This window comes from Mycobacterium sp. (genome assembly GCF_019243155.1).
Classification (GTDB): domain Bacteria; phylum Actinomycetota; class Actinomycetes; order Mycobacteriales; family Mycobacteriaceae; genus Mycobacterium.
The window spans coordinates 1-17,686 of the sequence record NZ_JAFAUS010000345.1 but is presented as its reverse complement, the minus strand read 5'-3'; the positions used below and the strand labels follow the sequence as shown (position 1 = coordinate 17,686).

18 protein-coding genes are annotated in these 17,686 nt (G+C 66.1%); 17 read left to right on the top strand and 1 reads right to left on the bottom strand.

Features of this window, described 5'->3' with window-relative positions:
* Positions 1-278 precede the first annotated feature (278 nt).
* From JOZ00_RS17905 to JOZ00_RS17835, 15 genes are all read left to right on the top strand, one after another.
* Complete coding sequence (locus JOZ00_RS17905) at positions 279-1,841, top strand: AMP-binding protein (RefSeq protein ID WP_293345932.1); 1,563 nt, start codon at positions 279-281, stop codon at positions 1,839-1,841.
* Between the two features lie 63 nt (positions 1,842-1,904).
* The gene (locus JOZ00_RS17900; RefSeq protein WP_293345930.1) at positions 1,905-3,371 is read left to right on the top strand and encodes an aldehyde dehydrogenase family protein; all 1,467 of its coding nucleotides are present in this window, start codon (positions 1,905-1,907) and stop codon (positions 3,369-3,371) included.
* On the top strand, positions 3,368-4,576 hold the full coding sequence (locus JOZ00_RS17895; RefSeq protein WP_293345928.1) for an amidohydrolase family protein: 1,209 nt from the start codon (positions 3,368-3,370) through the stop codon (positions 4,574-4,576). Before JOZ00_RS17900 ends, JOZ00_RS17895 begins: the two co-directional genes overlap by 4 nt.
* Entirely contained in the window at positions 4,576-5,373 is a 798-nt protein-coding gene (locus JOZ00_RS17890; RefSeq protein ID WP_293345926.1) for an SDR family oxidoreductase, read from the top strand. Before JOZ00_RS17895 ends, JOZ00_RS17890 begins: the two co-directional genes overlap by 1 nt.
* Positions 5,370-6,623 carry a cytochrome P450 gene (locus JOZ00_RS17885; RefSeq protein ID WP_293345924.1) on the top strand — a complete coding sequence of 418 codons (1,254 nt, stop codon included), beginning with the start codon at positions 5,370-5,372 and terminating at the stop codon, positions 6,621-6,623. Before JOZ00_RS17890 ends, JOZ00_RS17885 begins: the two co-directional genes overlap by 4 nt.
* 8 nt (positions 6,624-6,631) lie before the next feature.
* On the top strand, positions 6,632-7,060 hold the full coding sequence (locus JOZ00_RS17880; RefSeq protein WP_293345922.1) for a nitroreductase family deazaflavin-dependent oxidoreductase: 429 nt from the start codon (positions 6,632-6,634) through the stop codon (positions 7,058-7,060).
* A 62-nt stretch (positions 7,061-7,122) separates the two neighbouring features.
* A complete protein-coding gene (locus JOZ00_RS17875) occupies positions 7,123-7,737 on the top strand; it encodes a TetR/AcrR family transcriptional regulator (protein WP_293345948.1) in 615 nt (204 codons plus the stop codon).
* Between the two features lie 101 nt (positions 7,738-7,838).
* On the top strand, positions 7,839-8,144 hold the full coding sequence (locus JOZ00_RS17870; protein WP_366022354.1) for a hypothetical protein: 306 nt from the start codon (positions 7,839-7,841) through the stop codon (positions 8,142-8,144).
* Positions 8,141-9,463 (top strand): alpha/beta hydrolase domain-containing protein, encoded by a 1,323-nt coding sequence (locus JOZ00_RS17865; protein WP_293345918.1) that lies wholly within the window; start codon positions 8,141-8,143, stop codon positions 9,461-9,463. The genes JOZ00_RS17870 and JOZ00_RS17865 overlap by 4 nt, the downstream gene beginning before the upstream one ends.
* Positions 9,460-10,482, top strand: coding sequence for a phosphotransferase (locus JOZ00_RS17860; RefSeq protein ID WP_293345916.1), 1,023 nt, complete (start codon positions 9,460-9,462; stop codon positions 10,480-10,482). Before JOZ00_RS17865 ends, JOZ00_RS17860 begins: the two co-directional genes overlap by 4 nt.
* Complete coding sequence (locus JOZ00_RS17855; RefSeq protein ID WP_293345914.1) at positions 10,482-11,690, top strand: CoA transferase; 1,209 nt, start codon at positions 10,482-10,484, stop codon at positions 11,688-11,690. Before JOZ00_RS17860 ends, JOZ00_RS17855 begins: the two co-directional genes overlap by 1 nt.
* Positions 11,687-12,100 carry an OB-fold domain-containing protein gene (locus JOZ00_RS17850; RefSeq protein ID WP_293345912.1) on the top strand — a complete coding sequence of 138 codons (414 nt, stop codon included), beginning with the start codon at positions 11,687-11,689 and terminating at the stop codon, positions 12,098-12,100. The genes JOZ00_RS17855 and JOZ00_RS17850 overlap by 4 nt, the downstream gene beginning before the upstream one ends.
* Positions 12,097-13,296: a thiolase family protein gene (locus tag JOZ00_RS17845; RefSeq protein WP_293345910.1), complete on the top strand. Its 1,200-nt coding sequence runs from the start codon at positions 12,097-12,099 to the stop codon at positions 13,294-13,296. Before JOZ00_RS17850 ends, JOZ00_RS17845 begins: the two co-directional genes overlap by 4 nt.
* 14 nt (positions 13,297-13,310) lie before the next feature.
* A complete protein-coding gene (locus JOZ00_RS17840) occupies positions 13,311-14,579 on the top strand; it encodes a cytochrome P450 (RefSeq protein ID WP_293345908.1) in 1,269 nt (422 codons plus the stop codon).
* 11 nt (positions 14,580-14,590) lie between these two features.
* On the top strand, positions 14,591-15,085 hold the full coding sequence (locus JOZ00_RS17835) for a hypothetical protein (RefSeq protein ID WP_293345906.1): 495 nt from the start codon (positions 14,591-14,593) through the stop codon (positions 15,083-15,085).
* Positions 15,086-15,090: 5 nt separating this feature from the next.
* Here the strand turns inward: JOZ00_RS17835 and JOZ00_RS17830 are convergent, their stop codons facing one another.
* Complete coding sequence (locus JOZ00_RS17830) at positions 15,091-16,089, bottom strand: 4,5-dihydroxyphthalate decarboxylase (RefSeq protein ID WP_293345904.1); 999 nt, start codon at positions 16,087-16,089, stop codon at positions 15,091-15,093.
* Between the two features lie 134 nt (positions 16,090-16,223).
* On the opposite strand from JOZ00_RS17830, the gene JOZ00_RS17825 reads away from it, so the two are divergent.
* Positions 16,224-17,189 carry a zinc-binding alcohol dehydrogenase family protein gene (locus JOZ00_RS17825; protein ID WP_293345902.1) on the top strand — a complete coding sequence of 322 codons (966 nt, stop codon included), beginning with the start codon at positions 16,224-16,226 and terminating at the stop codon, positions 17,187-17,189.
* 12 nt (positions 17,190-17,201) lie between these two features.
* Positions 17,202-17,686: dioxygenase (locus JOZ00_RS17820; RefSeq protein WP_293345900.1), on the top strand; the 485-nt coding region annotated here is incomplete at its 3' end.

Genomic DNA, 17,686 nt, shown 5'->3' with positions numbered 1-17,686 from the left:
CCCGGCCGTAAGACCTCGGGTCACCTACGCTCCTTCGCCCCAGCGCAATGTAGCCATTGCCGCACGAAATACAAAGCGCGCCAGGCGCATTCGCACAGCAACGCCGGGTGACGCCGCCCCCATGCAAAGCTTTTCGGGTCAACCGGCCGTTTGTGTGATACAAATCTCATGTTGGTAGCGAGCAGAACGATACATTCGCAAAACTAGAACTACAAGACTACTTTGCACGAGAGTGTCGTTCTACACTGGCCACGGCCTACGCGTCACGAGGGAGCAATGTGACCGGTATCCGCGTCGTCGCGCCTGAGTTGGCGCAACGGTACGAGGACGAAGGATGGTGGACCCCGGACACGCTCGGGGACCTGGTGGGCCGCAGCCTCAAGGACGCTACGGACGTCACCTTCCGCGTCCATTCCGCGCACCGACCGTTTGTCGGCACCTTCGGTGATGTCGAACTGCTGGCCCGCAGGCTGGCGGCGGGGCTGCGGGCCCGCGGCGTCGGTCCGGGCGATGTGGTCGCGTTTCAGCTGCCGAACTGGGTCGAAGCCGCCGTGACGTTTTGGGCGTCGGCATTCCTGAGTGCCGTCGTCGTCCCGATCGTGCATTTCTACGGCCCGAAGGAATTGCGCTACATCCTGTCGGCTGTCAAGCCGAGCGTCTTCATCACCGCCGAGGGTTTCGGGCGGATGGCCTTCCACCCCGAAGTCTGTTCCGACGTGCCGACGGTCGCGCTGGTGGGCGAGAGCTTCGACGCACTACTCGACCCCGAACCACTGGCCGGCACGTTGGCGGCCGACCCGGCCAGCCCCGCGCTGATCGCGTTCACATCGGGCACCACGAGCGACCCCAAGGGCGTGATCCACAGCCATCAGACGCTGGGTTTCGAAACACGCCAACTGCTGGCGAATTACCCGCCCGATCGCAGCCGGATGCTCACCGCGCTGCCAGTCGGGCATTTCATCGGCATGCTCGGTGCGTTCCTGATCCCAGTCCTCCAGGGCGCGCCGATCGATCTCTGCGACGTCTGGGACCCCGATAAGGCGATCGACCTGATGGACGCCGACGGCGTGGCCCTTGGTGGTGGACCCCCGTACTTCGTCACCAGCCTGCTCGACCATCCCCGGTTCACCACCGAACACTTGCGGTATATCAAGCACATTGGCCTCGGCGGCTCCACGGTTCCCGCCGCCGTCACCCGGCGATTGGCCAATCTCGGGATCCTCGTCACCCGCTCCTACGGCAGCTCCGAGCATCCGTCGATCACCGGCTCCCATTACGCGGCGCCGGAAGACAAGAGGCTGCTCACCGACGGCAACGCGCGCATCGGGGTAGAGGTCCGACTGGCCGATGACGGCGAAATCCTTTCTCGCGGGCCGGATTTGTTCCTCGGGTACACCGATCCCGCGCTGACCGCCCAGGCGTTCAACGAGGACGGCTGGTACCACACCGGCGACATCGGGGTGATGGACGACGACGGCTACCTGACCATCACCGACCGCAAATCCGACATCATCATCCGCGGCGGCGAGAACATCAGCGCCTTAGAGGTCGAGGAAGTCTTGCTCGGCCTGCCGGCGGTCGCCGAGGCGGTGGTGGTCGCCGCGCCGGATGCGCGGCTCGGCGAGCACGCCGCCGCGGTGCTGCGCATCAAGCCCGGGCATTCGATGCCGACGCTCGCCGAGGTGCGCGAGCACTTCGAGCGGGCGGGCATGGCCAAGCAGAAATGGCCCGAGACGCTGCACCAGGTGGACGACTACCCGCGCACCGCCAGCGGCAAAGTGCAGAAATACGTTGTGCGCCAGAGCGTTCGAGAAGCAAGCCTGGCCGAGCCCGGAAATTGAGAGTTGAACTTCTGGGAAAACAAGAATATCGTTCTACTGCCACCTGATGTTTAGGAGTCATTGGTGACTATCCTTGCGGAGCAGCGCACCTATGTTGCGGGCCGATGGGTCACGGGCGATGACGTGGTCAGCGTCGAGAACCCAGCCGATGAAACCCACGTCGCCGACATCACCGCGACGCCGCTGGCCGAGGTGGAACAAGCAATCGCCGAGGCACGCCGCAGCTTTGACGACGGCGCGTGGGACGAGATGCCAGCCAGCGAGCGAGCGCGGATGTTGCACGCCTTCATCGACCACGTCGACGGCGTCCGCGACGTCCTGGTGCCCACGCTGGTCGCCGAGGCCGGGCAACCGGCATTCTTCGCCGAAATGACCCAGCTGACAGCGGGAATCATGATCGCCCGGCAGACCATCGACCTCTACCTGTCGATGTCCCACGAAGAAGCCAGTCCGGTTCCCGTCGACGACCTGGTGCGTGGCCGCGTCGCGTTGAGCGTTCGCCGCCACGAGCCGGTCGGGGTGGTCTCCGCGATCACGCCCTACAACGCGGCGTTGATCATGGGCTTCCAGAAGCTGATTCCCGCACTGATGGCAGGGAATTCGGTGATCCTGCGGCCCAGCCCGCTGACACCGATCTCGTCGCTGATCTTTGGACATGCCGCGGACGCCGCGGGCCTGCCGCCGGGCGTGCTGAGCGTGGTGGTCGAGTCAGGCATCGCCGGTGCGGAATTGCTCACCAGCGACCCGCGCGTCGACATGGTGTCCTTCACCGGCTCGACGGTGGCGGGACGCAAGATCCTGGCCCAGGCGGCACCGACGGTCAAACGGGTGTCGCTGGAACTCGGCGGCAAGTCGGCGCAGATCTATCTGCCAGACGCGGTGGAGCGGGCACCCGCCGGCGCGGCGATGGCTATCGCGACGACGGCCGGCCAAGCCTGCGTGGCCGCGACCCGGATGCTCGTCCCGCAGGACCAGAAGGACCAAGTGCTCGAGGCGGTCAGCGCCGCGTATAAGGCGATCAAGGTCGGCATGCCCACCGAGCCCGGGATCACCATGGGCCCGGTCATCAGCGCCGCGCAGCGCGACAAGTGCGAGCAGTACGTGAGGCTCGCGGAGGAGCACGGCGGCAAGGTGTTCAGCGGAGGCGGCCGTCCCGCCGGTCTGGACCGCGGTTACTTCTTCGAGCCCACTGTGCTTGACCTGCCTAACAATTCGAATCCGGCGGCGCAGGACGAGATCTTCGGTCCCATCATCGGCGTCCTCGGCTATCGCGACATCGACGATGCGGTGGCGATCGCCAACGACAGCATCTACGGGCTGTCCGGCCAGGTGTACGGGACCGACGCGGCGGCGGCGATGCAAGTCGCGCGTCGGCTGCGCACCGGCGCCGTCAACGTCAACACCACGGTCTTCTCCGCGTACGCGCCCAGCGGCGGCTACAAGCAGAGCGGGCTGGGCCGCGAACGAGGACCGGACGGAATCCGCGAGTTTCAAGAGGTGAAGCACATGTCGATCGGAGAGTTGAAGTGAGCGAATACGACCTGAACTGGTTGATCTCGGTTGACGATCACATTCTCGAACCGCCGAATCTGTGGGTCGACCGGGTCGCCGCCAAGGACCGTGACCGTGCCCCGCACATGGAGAAGAACGACCACGGCATCGACAACTGGGTCTACGACGGCAAGCACTACCCGAACTCGGGCCTGAGCGCCGTCGTCGGCAAGTCCAAGGAGGAGTTCAGCCCGGAGCCGCTGTCGTATTCGGAGATGCGGCCGGGGTGCTACGACGCTAAGGCTCGCGTCGAGGATATGGACCGCTCCGGTGTGCTTGCGTCACTGTGCTTTCCGACGATCACCCGTTTCTGTGGGCAGCTGTTCATGGAGGCCAGCGACCGCGAGTTCGGCTTCGAATGCCTGCAGCACTACAACGACTGGCTGGTCGAGGAATGGTGCGGTGCCGCCCCCGGACGCTACATTCCGCTGATGCTGATCCCGATGTGGGATCCGAAACTCGCCGCCACGGAGATGGAGCGCATGGTGGCCAAGGGCGTCACGACATTCGCGTTCTCGGAGAACCCGGAACCGTTGGGATTGCCTACTATTCACGATGCGAACGGCTACTGGGAGCCGGTGATGGCGGCGGCCAACGAGCTCGAGATGGTGGCGAGCATGCACGTCGGGTCGTCGTCGACGCTGCCCAAGATCTGCACGGACGCGCCCTTCATGGCGAACCTGACCTGGGGTGCGTCGCGCACGTCGGGCACGATGCTGTCCTGGCTGTTCAGCGGGATGTTCCAGCGCTACCCGAAGCTGAAGATCGCGTTGTCCGAGGGTGAAGTCGGCTGGATGCCTTACTTTTTGGAGCGCGCCGAGCAGGTGCTCGACAAGCAGCGGTACTGGGTGATGCGCGGCGCGAAGTTCGACACCCACGCCGGCGCCGGCAATGCCATCGACCTTGACACGCTCGACATCCGGGAAACGTTCCGCAACCACATCTACGGCTGCATCATCGAGGACCGCCACGCCGTGCGGAGCCTGGACGAGATCGGCGAGGACAACATCATGTGCGAGACCGACTATCCGCACTCGGACTCCACCTGGCCGGACTGCATCGACGTCGCCCGCAACACCATGAAGGATCTGCCGGAGAACGTGCAGTACAAGCTGCTGCGCGGCAATGCCGAACGGCTGTACCGGTTCACGCCGGCGGAGCCCCCCGTCTTGGCTAGCGCCTGATGCCCGGGGTACTGGACGGCAAGAGCGCCATCGTCACCGGCGCGGGCTCCGGGGTCGGCCGGGTATCGGCGCTGCGGTTCGCCGAGGAAGGCGCCCGGGTGGTCGCAGCCGACATCGACCTCGACCACGCGAAAGAGACTGTGCGCCAGATCGAATCGGCCGGCGGCACCGCCATCGCCGTTGGGACCGACGTGTCGGACGAGCAGCAGGTTCAGGCGATGATCGCGGCCGCGGTCGACCAGTACGGCCGGCTGGACATCCTGTTCAACAACGTCGGCATCCCGACGCCGCGGCTCGGCATGATCTTCGAGGAGCACACGCTCGAGGACTTCAACCGCCTGGTCGCGGTCAACCTCGGCGGAGTCTTTCTCGGGTGCAAGTACGCGGTGCTGCGCTTCAAGGAGCAGGGCTCTTCCGGATCACCAGGCGGCGTCATCCTGAACACCGCCTCGGTGGCGGGCCTGGTGGGTTGGGGCGGTTCGGTGTACGGCGCCACCAAGGGCGGGGTCATCCAGCTCACCCGGGCGGTCGCAATCGAGGCCGCTCCCTTCGGAATTCGCGTCAACGCCATCTGCCCGGCGGCCATGCCGTTGACCGGCTTCATGGCAGCGGGCGGGCTGCAGGTCGACGCGGAGCAGCAGGCACAGATTGCCGAGGCCGTCGGCGGGCAGCATCCGCTCGGGCGCGCCATCACGGCGGAGGACTGCGCCGAGGCCGCGCTGTATCTGGTCTCCGACGCGTCACGCAATGTCACCGGGGTGGCGCTGCCGGTCGACGGCGGGTTCGTGGCCAAATGACAGCTCCCGCACTGGATCGCGACCGCCTGCGCGAGCTGTTCGACCTGCGCAGCTCCTACAACGCGTTCAGCGGTGGTGCCTACCAGGACGATCCGTATCCGGCCTGGCACCGGTTGCGCGAAGAAGGTCCGGTGCTGCCCGGCGTTCTGCATGAGCTGACCGGCAGCACCGACATGATGTTCTTTCACGGGCTGCCGTACCCGGACAGCCCGCACTTCACGGTATTCGACTACGACTCCTGCATGACCGCCTACCGCAACCCGGACGTGTTCGCGTCGTCACCGGTGCCCATCGACCTCGACAATGGTCCACTGGGCCTGACCAACAGCATGCTCTCGATGAACGGCGAGCAGCACCGGCGCTACCGCGCACTCGTCCAACCGTCGTTCCTGTCGTCGAATGGCAAGTGGTGGATTGACAATTGGATCACCGAGACGGTGAACCTGCTCATCGACGGCCTCGCCCACGAGGGGCGTGCCGAGCTCAACGTCGACTTCTGCGCGGCCATCCCGGTGCTCACCATCACCGGCAGTTTCGGTGTGCCCGTCGAGCAGGCCCTGGATATCCGCGAGGCGCTGGCGAGGGATCCGCAGAAGGTGGTCGACCTGCTCCAGCCGGTCATCGCCGCGCGCCGCGAGGAGCCACGCGACGACCTGATCAGCATCCTAGTCCAAGCCGAGTTGACCGATGAGCACGGCGTCAAAGACCGGCTCACCGATCGCGAGATCGATTCCTTCGTGCTGCTGTTGCTCGGCGCGGGTTCGGGCACGACGTGGAAGCAGATGGGCACCACGCTGACGACGCTGCTGCAACGGCCCGAACTCCTCGAGGCAGTCCGCGCGGACCGGCAGCTGCTGCGTGCGGCGATCGAGGAAGCGATCCGGTGGATGCCGACCGATCCGATGTTCTCCCGCTGGGTCATGGCCGACACCGAATTGGGTGGCCTCGAAATTCCCGCCGGGTCCGTCGTGCATCTCGCGCTCGGCGCGGCCAACAGGGATCCGTCCAGATGGGACATGCCCGACGAATTCGATATTACTCGAAAGTTCAAGCCGTCGTTGGGATTCGGGCAGGGCGCACATATCTGCCTCGGCATGCACGTGGCCCGCGCCGAGATGACGATCGCGATCTCGGCGCTGCTGGACCGATTTCCCAACCTGCGGCTGGATCCCGACGCCGAACCACCCCGCTTCGTCGGAATGTACGAGCGTGGGGCGACCGCCATACCCGTTCTGTTCGATAACCCCTGAGGTTGAGCATGCCCGAATACACACAACCCGACATCACTCTCCTCGGTGAGGATCACGTCCGCGCGTATCGAGAGAGCGGCGGCGAGGCCGGTTATATCTGGAACGGCGCGCCGACGCTGCTGCTGACCGTGACCGGGCGCCGCACCGGCCGCGAACTCACCTCGCCGCTGATCTTCGCCCGTGATGGCGACGACTACCTCGTAGTGGCGTCCATGGGAGGCGCGCCGAAGCACCCGATGTGGTACCTGAACCTACAAGCCAACCCGCAGGCCAGGATTCAGGTCCGCGCCGACGAAATGGCCGTCACGGCGCGTACCGCGACCGCCGACGAGAAGGCGCGGCTGTGGCAGATTGTCACCGAGGTCTGGCCGAACTACGACGTCTATCAGTCACGAACCGACCGCGACATTCCCGTGGTTGTCCTCACGCCGACATGACCCCGGCTAGCATTTCACCCGTGTCACGGGCTGAGCAACGGGCCGCCGAGCGATCGGCGGCGGTGCAGCGTTCACGCGAACGGATCGCCAACCAGGTCAGGTTGATGCTGGACGCCGCGCTGCGGCTGATCCGCGAAAAGGGCGACGCGTTCACCACGCAGGAGCTGGTCAAGGAGGCCGGCGTCGCACTGCAAACGTTCTACCGCTACTTCGCCAGCAAGGACGAACTGCTGCTGGCCGTGCTCGCCGACGCGATGAACGACGCCTGCACCCGTTGGGCGGACGCAGCCAAGGACTTACCGGATCCGGTAGCGCGGTTGCGCTTCTACATCACCACCGTCATCGAGGTGCTCGACTCCGAAGCGGGCGCGGGCGGCACGGCCAAATTCATCGTGTCGACGCACTGGCGGCTGCACCAGATCTTCCCCGAGGAACTCGCCGAGGCCGAAAAGCCTTTCGTCGACTTGCTGCTCGCCGAGATCAGCGCCGGCGCGGATGCGGGGCTGTTGGCGCCCGCCAATCCCGAATGGGCCGCCTGGTTCATCGCCGAACTGGTGCGGTCCGTGTACCACTACCACGCCCATGCGCCACTGGAACCCGAAGCGACGGACCACCTGTGGGAGTTCTGTCTCACCGCGCTGGGCGGCACACCGAAAGCGACAGCCCGGAAGAAATAGAGGAAGCCATGCCGCACGCGAAACCCGAAGAGCTGCCGAGCGCGGGAGGTGGGCGATGGCCCATGGCCGGCGACGGCTTCCGTTCGGCGCGGTGGGGCGACATGGAGATCGGCTACACGATCACCGAGGGCGTGGACTGCACGCAGCTCTATCAAATGGGCGGACTCCCCGGCGGTGTGTGCACCTGTCCGCACTACGGCTACATCTTCGAAGGGTCAATCCGCGCAACCTATCCCAACACCGACTGGCCGGACGAGACGGCGACCGCGGGCGAGGCGTACTTCTTCCCGGCTGGCCACGTCCTGATCTATCCCGAACCGACCAGGGCGCTCGAGCTCAATCCGGCCTTCGCGCTGCAGCAGTGCATGGACGCGATACAACGGGCGGCGGCGCGGATGGCCCAGTGACGCGGCTACTACCGATGCCGGTGGGCGCTGGGGTCGCCGAGACCAGCGCGGTGCCACCACGGTCATCCGACTTCGACGACGACGCTCCCGAGCTCGCCGCCGACTACGGTGAGGCCGAGTACATGCTCGCCGGCACGGCTTGTACCTACGCCGGCCCAGCTACCGGGCCCGCCACGGTCGTCGGCGACGGACACGCCTACGTCACCCGCGTCCTGGTCCGCTATCCAAAAGAGTTGTCCCGCTTCAGCGGCCGGGCCGTCGTCGAGCCGTTCAACACCACCTACGGCGTCGACCGGGACGCCCTGTGGCTGCACGTTGGCGACATGCTGCAGACCGAGGGTGACGCGTGGGTCGGGATCAGCGTGCGCGCCTGGTCTTCGGAGCAACTCAAGCGGCGCGACCCGACGCGCTACGGTGACATCGACATCGGATCCAACGACCTGGTGTGGGACCTGCTGCACACGATCGGCACGCTGGTCAAGCAGGGCGGTGAGCACAGCCCGTTAGGTCACCTGCCGGTCCGGCATGTCTATCTTGGCGGGTACTCGCAAAGTGCCGTCGACACAGCCACTTTCGCTGCGGCATTCCGCACGGTCTACGACGGGTTCTTCCCCGCGTCGCACGCGGCCAGCCTGACACCGCTCACTGTTGGGGAAGGCCTGCCGCGCTTCGAATACGCCCCGATGCCGGCGGTCGGGGCGCCGGTCGTCGAGATCCAACCGCAAAGCGACGTCGACGGATTCAGTTTCGAAGACTTTGTCAATCCCGGCAGCGCGTCCGTGCGGCGCGAGGACAGCGACGAGGTCGGGGACCGGTTCCGGCTGTACGAGATCGCCGGCGCACCGCATGCCGCGAAAATCGTTGGCTGCGACGGGAACGGTTCGAGCTTCCCGATGTCGGCCTTTGTCCGTGCCGCGCTGCGCAACCTGTTCCGCTGGGCCGAGGATGACATCGCGCCGCCGAAGGCGCCACGCATCGCGCTCAGCGTCGACGACGTGGTCGCCGAAGCTGCGGTCGACCGGTTCGGCAACGCGATCGGCGGCGTGCCTTCACCATTCCTCGACGTGCCGATCGCGCGCTACGAAGCGCACTCCACGCCGGGGCCGCTGTGCAAGCTCGCGGGACGCGAGGTGGCGTTGCCGTACGAGGTCCTGTCCGGCCGCTACGGAGGCGTGGAGACCTACCTCGCCGAATTCACGATCAGCCTCGACGCCGCCATTGACGCGGGCTTCCTGCTCGCGGACGACCGCGCCGCGCTGCTGGAGGCTCAGACGGCCAAGGCGCACGCGGCTTTTGCACAGATTGGTGCACCGGCATGAGCTTGACGACCGTGCCCGTGCCGGACAGCCTCGAGCAGGCGCTGTCTTCAGAATGGCTCACCTCGGCATTGGGCGTCGGCGTCGTCGCCGTGACGCCCGGACCCGTCGTCGACCGGATCTCCACGAACGCACGGTTTTCGATCGAGCAAGCCGACGGTAGCTCGCAGAGCCTCTGCGTCAAGGGCTACTTCAACGACATCGGCCGGGCAGCTCGCTACATCGGGGCGCCCGAGGCCTACTTCTATCGGGACCTGGCCGCCGCCACCGGGGTGCGCACGCTGCGCAGCGTCTACGCCGACGTCGACCCGACCACCCAGCATGGGGTGATCATCACCGAAGACATTGTGTCGCACGGCGGTTCGTTCCTGGACGCCATCACCACCTACACGCCCGACCAGACCGCGCAGACCCTCGCCGAGTTCGCCCGGCTGCACGCCACGACATGGAATGCGGCGCGCTGGGCCGATGAGCCCTGGCTGGACCCACGGCTGGGGCGCGTCCTCGAGGTCTGGGGCGAGCCGGCCACCCTCGACATCATCGACCGAAACCTCAACGGGCCCAACGGGCAGCGCACACCTGCCGAGGTGCGAGACGCGGCCGGACTCGTCGACGCCTACCGCGGCCTGATCGCGGTGGCGACCGTCGGGCCGTGGTGCGTCATCCACGGCGACGCCCATGTCGGCAACGTGTTCCTCGACGCCGCCGGGACTCCGTCCCTGGTCGACTGGCAACTCGTCCAACGCGGCGCTTGGTACCTCGACGTTGGCTATCACATCGCCTCGACGTTGACCGTCGATGAACGCCGAAGGAACGAGCGGGACTTACTGCAGCACTACCTCGACGCGCTGGTTTCGTACGGCGTCACGCCGCCGTCGTGGGAAGAGGCCTGGCCTGCCATCGCGTTCGGCATGCTGCACGGGTTCTTTCTCTGGGGCATCACCACAAAAGTGCAGCCTGCCATCATCGAGACGCTGCTGCATCGCCTCGGCACCGCGGTCGCCGATCACAGGAGGCATTAGTGCAGCAGGCTTTTGACGGGGTGCGTGTCGTCGAGTTGGCGCAATGGGTGTTCGTGCCAGTGGCCGGTGCGCTACTGGCAGACTGGGGTGCCGACGTCATCCGCATCGAACGCCTAAACGGCGACCCGTATCGCGGGCTGGCGACCCAGGGCATCGGCACCGACCGCGATGGCGTCAATCTGTCGATGGCCCTTGCCAATCGCGGAAAGCGGTCGGTCGCGCTGAACCTGCGGCATGAGGGCGGCGTGGCGGTGCTGCACGAATTGCTAGACACCGCGGACGTTTTCCTCACCAGCCTGCGCCCCGGCGCGCTGAGCCGGCTCGGCCTCGACGCCGACACGTTACGCGAGCGGTACCCGAACCTGATCTACGCGCGTGGCCACGGTTTCGGATCACACGGCCCAGACGCCAACCAGCCCGGCTACGACAGCTCGGCGTTCTGGGCACGCGGGGGAGTCGGGCATATCCTGACCCCGCCCGAGCGGGACTACCCGATCAGCCAGCGCGGCGCGATGGGCGACCGAAACGGCGCCATGGCACTGGCTTTCGGCATCGCGGCCGCTCTGCTCAAGCGAGCGAAGACCGGCGTCGGGTCGGTGGTGGATGTGTCGCTGCTGGCGACCGCGATGTGGATGCTGTCGTCGGACCTATTGGCCGTACTTAACGGCGGCGACGTCGGGCCGGTGGGCGGCCGCGGTCCCCAGGTCAACCCGCTCATCGGAAACTTTAGGACCAAGGATTGCCGGCACATCCAGCTGATGTTCCTGCAGGCCGACCGCTACTGGCCCGAATTCTGCCGGCTGGTCGACCGCGACGACCTCGCCGAAGATCCGCGCTTCGCCGACATGGCCACCCGGCGCACGAACAGCCAGGCCTGCGTGGCCGAACTCGACGCACTCTTCGCGACCCGCACGTTCGCGGAATGGAAGGCTTTGCTCGCAAAGCTCGACGCGCCTTGGGCCCCAGTGCAATCCGTGAGCGAGGTGGTCGAGGACCCCCAGGTGGTCGCCAACGGCTACGTGGGGGAGGTACGCCTCGAGGACGGGCAGAGCTACCGGCTGCCCGCCGTTCCGTTGCAACTCGACCAGCAGGGGCCGCCGATGCGACGCGCGCCCGAGCACGGCGAGCACACCGAGGCCCTACTGCTCGAGCTGGGTTACGACTGGGACCGAATTTCAACGCTCGCCGACGACGGGGTCATCCCGTGACCGGGCGGCCGCTGCCGGTTGCCGACGAATCCTCGGCGCCCTTCTGGTCGGCAGCGGCCGAGCACGTCCTGACCGTTGCCCGCTGCAACCGCTGCGGGCAATGCACCATGCCCCCGGGTGTGGTGTGCCCGCATTGCCACGCAACCGATCCCGCGTTCGAGTTCGCACCCGTCAGCGGCCGCGGCGCCGTACGGTCGTGGACCGTGGTGCGCCAGGCGTTCCTGCCCGGCTTCGACGACGACCTGCCCTTCGTGCTCGTCGACGTCGAACTCGTCGAACAGGTCGAGCTTCGACTAATTGGTCGCCTGCTCGACGGTGTCGGCGCGGACCTGCACGTCGGCGACACGGTTGTCGTCGGCTTCGAAGACTTGGCACCCGGCGTGGCCGTTCCCGCATTCGAGCTGGCATGACCGGCACGTTCGCAGCGCGGAACAAGGTCGCCATCGCCGGCTATGCCCACAGCCAGATCTGCCGGCGCGCCGACCGGCCGCTGGGTGCGCTGGCCGTCGACACCGCCCGCGCCGCCATCGCCGATGCGGGACTGCGCCTCGACCAAATCGACGGCTTCGTCAGCTCGAGCCTGCTGCCCAGCGCGGGAGGCCAAGGCGCACAAGACGGTATCAGCACCGTGTCGTCGGCCTGGCTCGCGCAGAACCTGGGCGCCACCCCGCACTACGTCGCCGGCTTCGACGGCATCGGCCAGATCACCGGCTCGGTCGCCATCGCCGTCAACGCCGTCGCCAGCGGCGCCGCCGACTACGTGCTCTTGCACCGTGCCCTGCACAACCCCGCCGGGCGCTACCACGCCAACCCCATGCACGAGGCGCGTGGCCCCATGCAATGGACTGCGCCGCAAGGCTTTTTCGGGCCACTAGCGATGATCGCCCTGCCCTACAACGAGTACCTGCAGCGCTACGGCGCCAAGCGGGAATCGATGGCCGCAGTCGTCGTCGAGGCGCGCAAGAACGGCGCGCGCATCCCATGGTCATACTGGCGCGACCGGCCGCTGGACTCAGACGAGTACGTAGAGGCACCAATGCTTTTCGACCCGGTCTGCCGCTACGACTGCGATATTCCCGTCGACGGCGTGGCCGTGTTCGTGCTCACCTCCGCCGAGCGCGCGAGGGACCTGCCGCATCCGCCGGTGTACATCGCCGGGTACGCGTCCGGAATGCCCGCCCGACAACGCCTTCCGCTGCACTGGCCGCTGGACGACATCATCGAGGGCGGCGCGCTGACGGTTCGGCGGCTGTGGGAACACACGGGCATCACGGCCGCGGATGTCGACCTCCCACAGCTCTACGACGGGTTCTCGCGGTTCGTCTGGTTCTGGCTGGAGGTGCTCGGCCTCTGCCCGCCGGGAGAGGCGCACCGGTTCGTCGAGGCGGGCGGAATCGACAGCGACCGCGGCGGCATCCCCGCGCTGTCCGGCGGCGGCGCGCTCGGCAACGGGCGCATGCACGGCATTCCGCAGATGCTCGAGTGCTATCTGCAGCTGGCGCGAAGGGCCGGCGACCGGCAGCGCGACAATGTAACGATCGGCCTGGCGTGCCACTCGTCGCCACACTTCGGCGGTGCGGTTGCCTACAGCGCTCAGGCGTTTTGAGAGAAGGGATTCCAGTGACCGACTTCGATGCCCAGGACTTCTTCACCGATCCGGCGTTCGTGCCCGACCCCCACCCGTATTTCGACTTCCTGCGCGCCAAGGGGCCGGTGGTGCGGGAGCCGCATCACGGCGTCGTCGCCGTCACCGGCTGGGAGGAGGCCATGGCGCTGTACAAGGACGTCGACTCGTACTCGAGCTGCGTTGCGGTGGGCGGGCCGTTCCCGTCCTTGCCGTTCGAACCGTCGGGCGACGACATCAGCGGCCTGATCGAGCAGTTTCGCACGCGAATGCCGTTGCACGAGCACATGGTGACGATGGACCCGCCGGATCACACCCGGGCGCGCTCCGTGTTGAGCCGGCTGCTGACGCCCGCGCGGTTGAAGGAGAATCAGGACTTCCTGTGGGGCCTCGCCGACGAGCAGCTCGATCAATTCGTCGACAGCGGCGAATGCGAGTTCCTCGAGGCGTATTCGAAACCGTACTCGCTGCTGGCCATCGCCAACCTGCTCGGTGTGCCCGAGTCTGATCACGACGAATTCCGCGCCGTGTTCGGAAAGTCCCACACGGTTGGCAATTTGGAGCACGACCCCGCCGCGATCAACCCGCTGGACTTTCTCGACGAGAAGTTCAACTACTACATCGAGGACCGGCGTTGCGAACCGCGCGGCGACGTGCTGAGTGATCTGGCTGCGGCGAAATACCCGGACGGATCCACGCCGGAGGTCGTCGACGTCGTGCGCACGGCCACCTTCTTGTTCGGGGCCGGTCAGGAAACCACCGCGAAACTTCTTGGCGCAGCGTTGCGAATCCTCTGCGATCGGCCGGATCTGCAGCAGGCGCTGCGCGACGACCGTGCCTTGATACCGGTCTTCGTCGAAGAGACGCTGCGGATGGAAAGCCCGGTCAAGACGACCTTCCGGTTGGCGCGAAGGTCGACCTGCGTGGGCGGCGTCGACATCCCTGCCGGCACCACCGTCATGGTCGCTCCGGGCGCAATCAACCGTGATCCCAGACGTTTCGAAGACCCGCACGAATTCCGGCTCGACCGCGGCAATGTCCGTGAGCACATCGCGTTCGCCCGCGGCGTGCACACGTGTCCGGGCGCGCCGCTGGCGCGGGTCGAGGGCCGCGTCTCGCTGGAGCGAATCCTTGACCGGATGGGCGACATCCGGGCCGACGAAGCCCACCATGGGCCTATCGGCGACCGCCGCTACGGTTATGCACAGACCTACATCCTGCGCGGGCTCAACGAACTCCACCTCAAGTTCACGCCCATCAACTAGTCGATAACGAAATGCGTTTCGCCTCTGTAGCTTTGGTGCTGGCTCTCGTCGGTGCACCTGTGCCGACCGCGGCGGCGACCGGGGATGACTGGGGGCTCAACGGCACCTACCTCGCCAGCTCCAACGGTGACTGGGCGAAAACCAACGACGTGTATCACTCCGAGGGCACGGTCCGCAGTAAGTGGGCGATCACCACAACCTGCAGCACTCCGGTCGAATGTACCGGGCGGGTCGTCAGCGACCAAGGGTGGAGCGCGGACGTGAACCTACATGGCAGCGAATACGTCGTCAAACGCGACATCGGAAATTGGGAGCCGTGCGCGGACGGCAACGCTCGCACCGGACACCAGATCTACCGGTTCTATCCGGTCGACGAAAGAGGTTTGGTCACATGGGGTTCAAACATCCTCGCAGGCGTGGATCAGACCTCCGGGGACAGCGGCGCTTGCGGCATCAATAAGGCGTTGGTGATCGCGCTGCCGTTCCGGCTGGAAAAGGCCAGCTGAGCCGGTCAGCTGTCCAGTGACGCCGGTAGGAAGACCTCGTCGGGGTCCCACCGTCGATCCACCAGTCCCTGTTCGAACTGATAGCGCAGGTTCGCTTCCAGCGCCGTCCGATTGGCCGCCATCCCGTATGGCCACCAGTCCTGGCCGAACTGCTCCATATTGCGCTCGAAGAGGGCGTTCATCCACGGCGCCATGCTCTGCACCTCGAAGATCCGCCGGCCGACCCGATAGCGTTCGGCGGCAGCGTCTTTCGCCTGCACGAACGCACGGTATATCGCACGGGCCAAGCCCGGTTCCGCAGCCACCGAGTCACGCCGGATGACGATGGTGTGCATCATCGGAAAGATTCCGGTCCGGCGGTGGTAGTCGCGTTCCACTGCCTCGAAGTCTGGAAACAGTCGACGCACCGTCGGTGACCCGTCCAGCACGCACTGCGGCACGTTCGCACTGAACAGGGCATCGATCTTGCCCGCTTCCAGCATCGGCCCTAAAGCTTCGCCCTCGGGCGCGGGCGAGACGTCGACGTTGTCTGCGTGCGTCTGTGGCACGAAATCGAAGGGCGGCGCCGGATGGTCGAGTCCGCCGATGATCCACCGATTAGTCTCCGGCCGAAACCCATACTCGTCCATCAGGATTCCCTTGGCCCACACACCGGAATCTTGGCTGTACATGCCGAATTCGCCGATGGTCTTTCCGACGAGGTCGCTCGGCTGCGTGATCCCGCTGTCGGCGTTCACGAAGACGCACGAGTGCCGGAAGACCCGGTTGGGAAAGATCGGCATCGCGATGAACGGCGAGTCGTCGCCGAAGGTACGGAGGTAGAACGTCAATCCCAATTCGGACACGTCGAACTCGCGGTCTCGCATCATGCGCTCGAAGATCTCCGGGATGGTTCGAGCGGTCTTCATGCTGATGTCAGCGCCGTCGACGGCGACGTTTCCATCGAACAGGGCGGCCGTCGTTTCGTACCGAAAGCAGCCGATTGTCAGCTTGGGGGCAGCCATCGTGGTCAACCCTAGCGGCACGCGGGCGTTGGCGCTTCGGCGGCCAAAGCGATAGCACATGTGCTATCGCTTTTTGGATAATCATGCGACCCGGAATTCGCGGTCGGCTCCCGATGCGCAGGAGGATATGGATCATGCGGGCTCTGCGTTTCGACGAGTTTGGTAGCCCCGCGGTCCTGCGCGTCGTGGACATGTCCGACCCGGCCGGGCAGGACGCGGTGATCCGAGTCGAGGCCGCCTCGGTGAACCCCTCCGACGTGGCCAACGTCGCGGGGTCGATGGAATGGACCGTCTTGCCGTGCACCCCGGGACGTGACTTCGCCGGCGTTGTCGTCAGCGGACCACCCGAATGGCTCGGGGCCGCGGTGTGGGGGACGGGTGGAGACGTAGGGTTTACCCGCCTCGGGTCACACGCCGAGCTGCTGGCCGTGCCGGCAGCAGCCCTCGTTCGCAAGCCGGAGCGCATGAGCTTCGATGAGGCCTCGGCCGTCGGGGTCAATTTCGTGGTGGGTTGGTACGGCGCGGTTGAAACCGCCGGGCTGGCGCCCGGCGAGACGATCGCGATCTTTGGGGTCTCGGGGGGAGTAGGTGGCGCGGTCGCCCAGATAGCAAGCGCTCTGGGCGCCAAGGTGATCGGCGTGGGCAGGCGCACGCCCGACCCGGAGACTCCGGCCGCGGCCGTGATCGATGAGTTCGTCACCCTCGACCCCGCCGCCGACGTGGGGGCCGAGGTCAAGCGGCTGACCGGCGGCAAGGGCGCCGACATCGTGTACGACGCGGTGGGCGGGGTGACCACACCGGCCGCGCTGGCCTCGCTCGCCCACCGCGGCAGGCTCGTGGTGATCAGCGCCGCCGGTTCCAGAATGGTCGAGATCGATCTTAAGGCTCTGTACCGCAATGAAACCCGAGTTTTTGGCATTGACAGCACCCAACTCGGGGTCGTCGACTGCGCGCGTCGCCTGGAGCAGATGGGGCCGTATTTCGACTCGGGCCAGTTTCGCCCGCTTCCCGTCAGCGCCACGTATTCGCTCGACGATGCCCGGCAGGCATACGAGCACGTGGCGGACCACAAAATCGGCCGTGTCGTCATCCACCCGTGAAAGGCAATTGACATGTCCAGCAACCTGACCGAGCAGTCAATCACCGAGGCCGTGCAGCGGACCTTCGACACCTCAACCGACGAGCGCTTCCGGCAGTTGTTTGTCTGCCTGGTGCAGCACATCCATGACTTCGCACGTGAGGTGCGATTGACCGGCGACGAATGGTTCACGGCAATGGCCTTCATCGAACGGCTCGGCAAGATCTCCACACCGACGCGGCAAGAAGTCGTGCTGGCGTCCGACATCCTCGGCCTGTCGATGTTGTTGGACAAGATCAACGAACACGCCGGGGGATCGGTGACCGACTCCGCTTTACTGGGTCCGTTCTACGTCGAGGGCCGCCCGACGGCTGCCAACGGATCCGACATCGCCAACGGCGTTGAGGGCACACCGATGTTCGTGACCGGCCGGGTCGTCACTGAACAGGGCGAGCCGATTGCGGGCGCGAAAGTGGACACCTGGCACAGCGACGGCGAAGGCTTCTACGACGTGCAGCA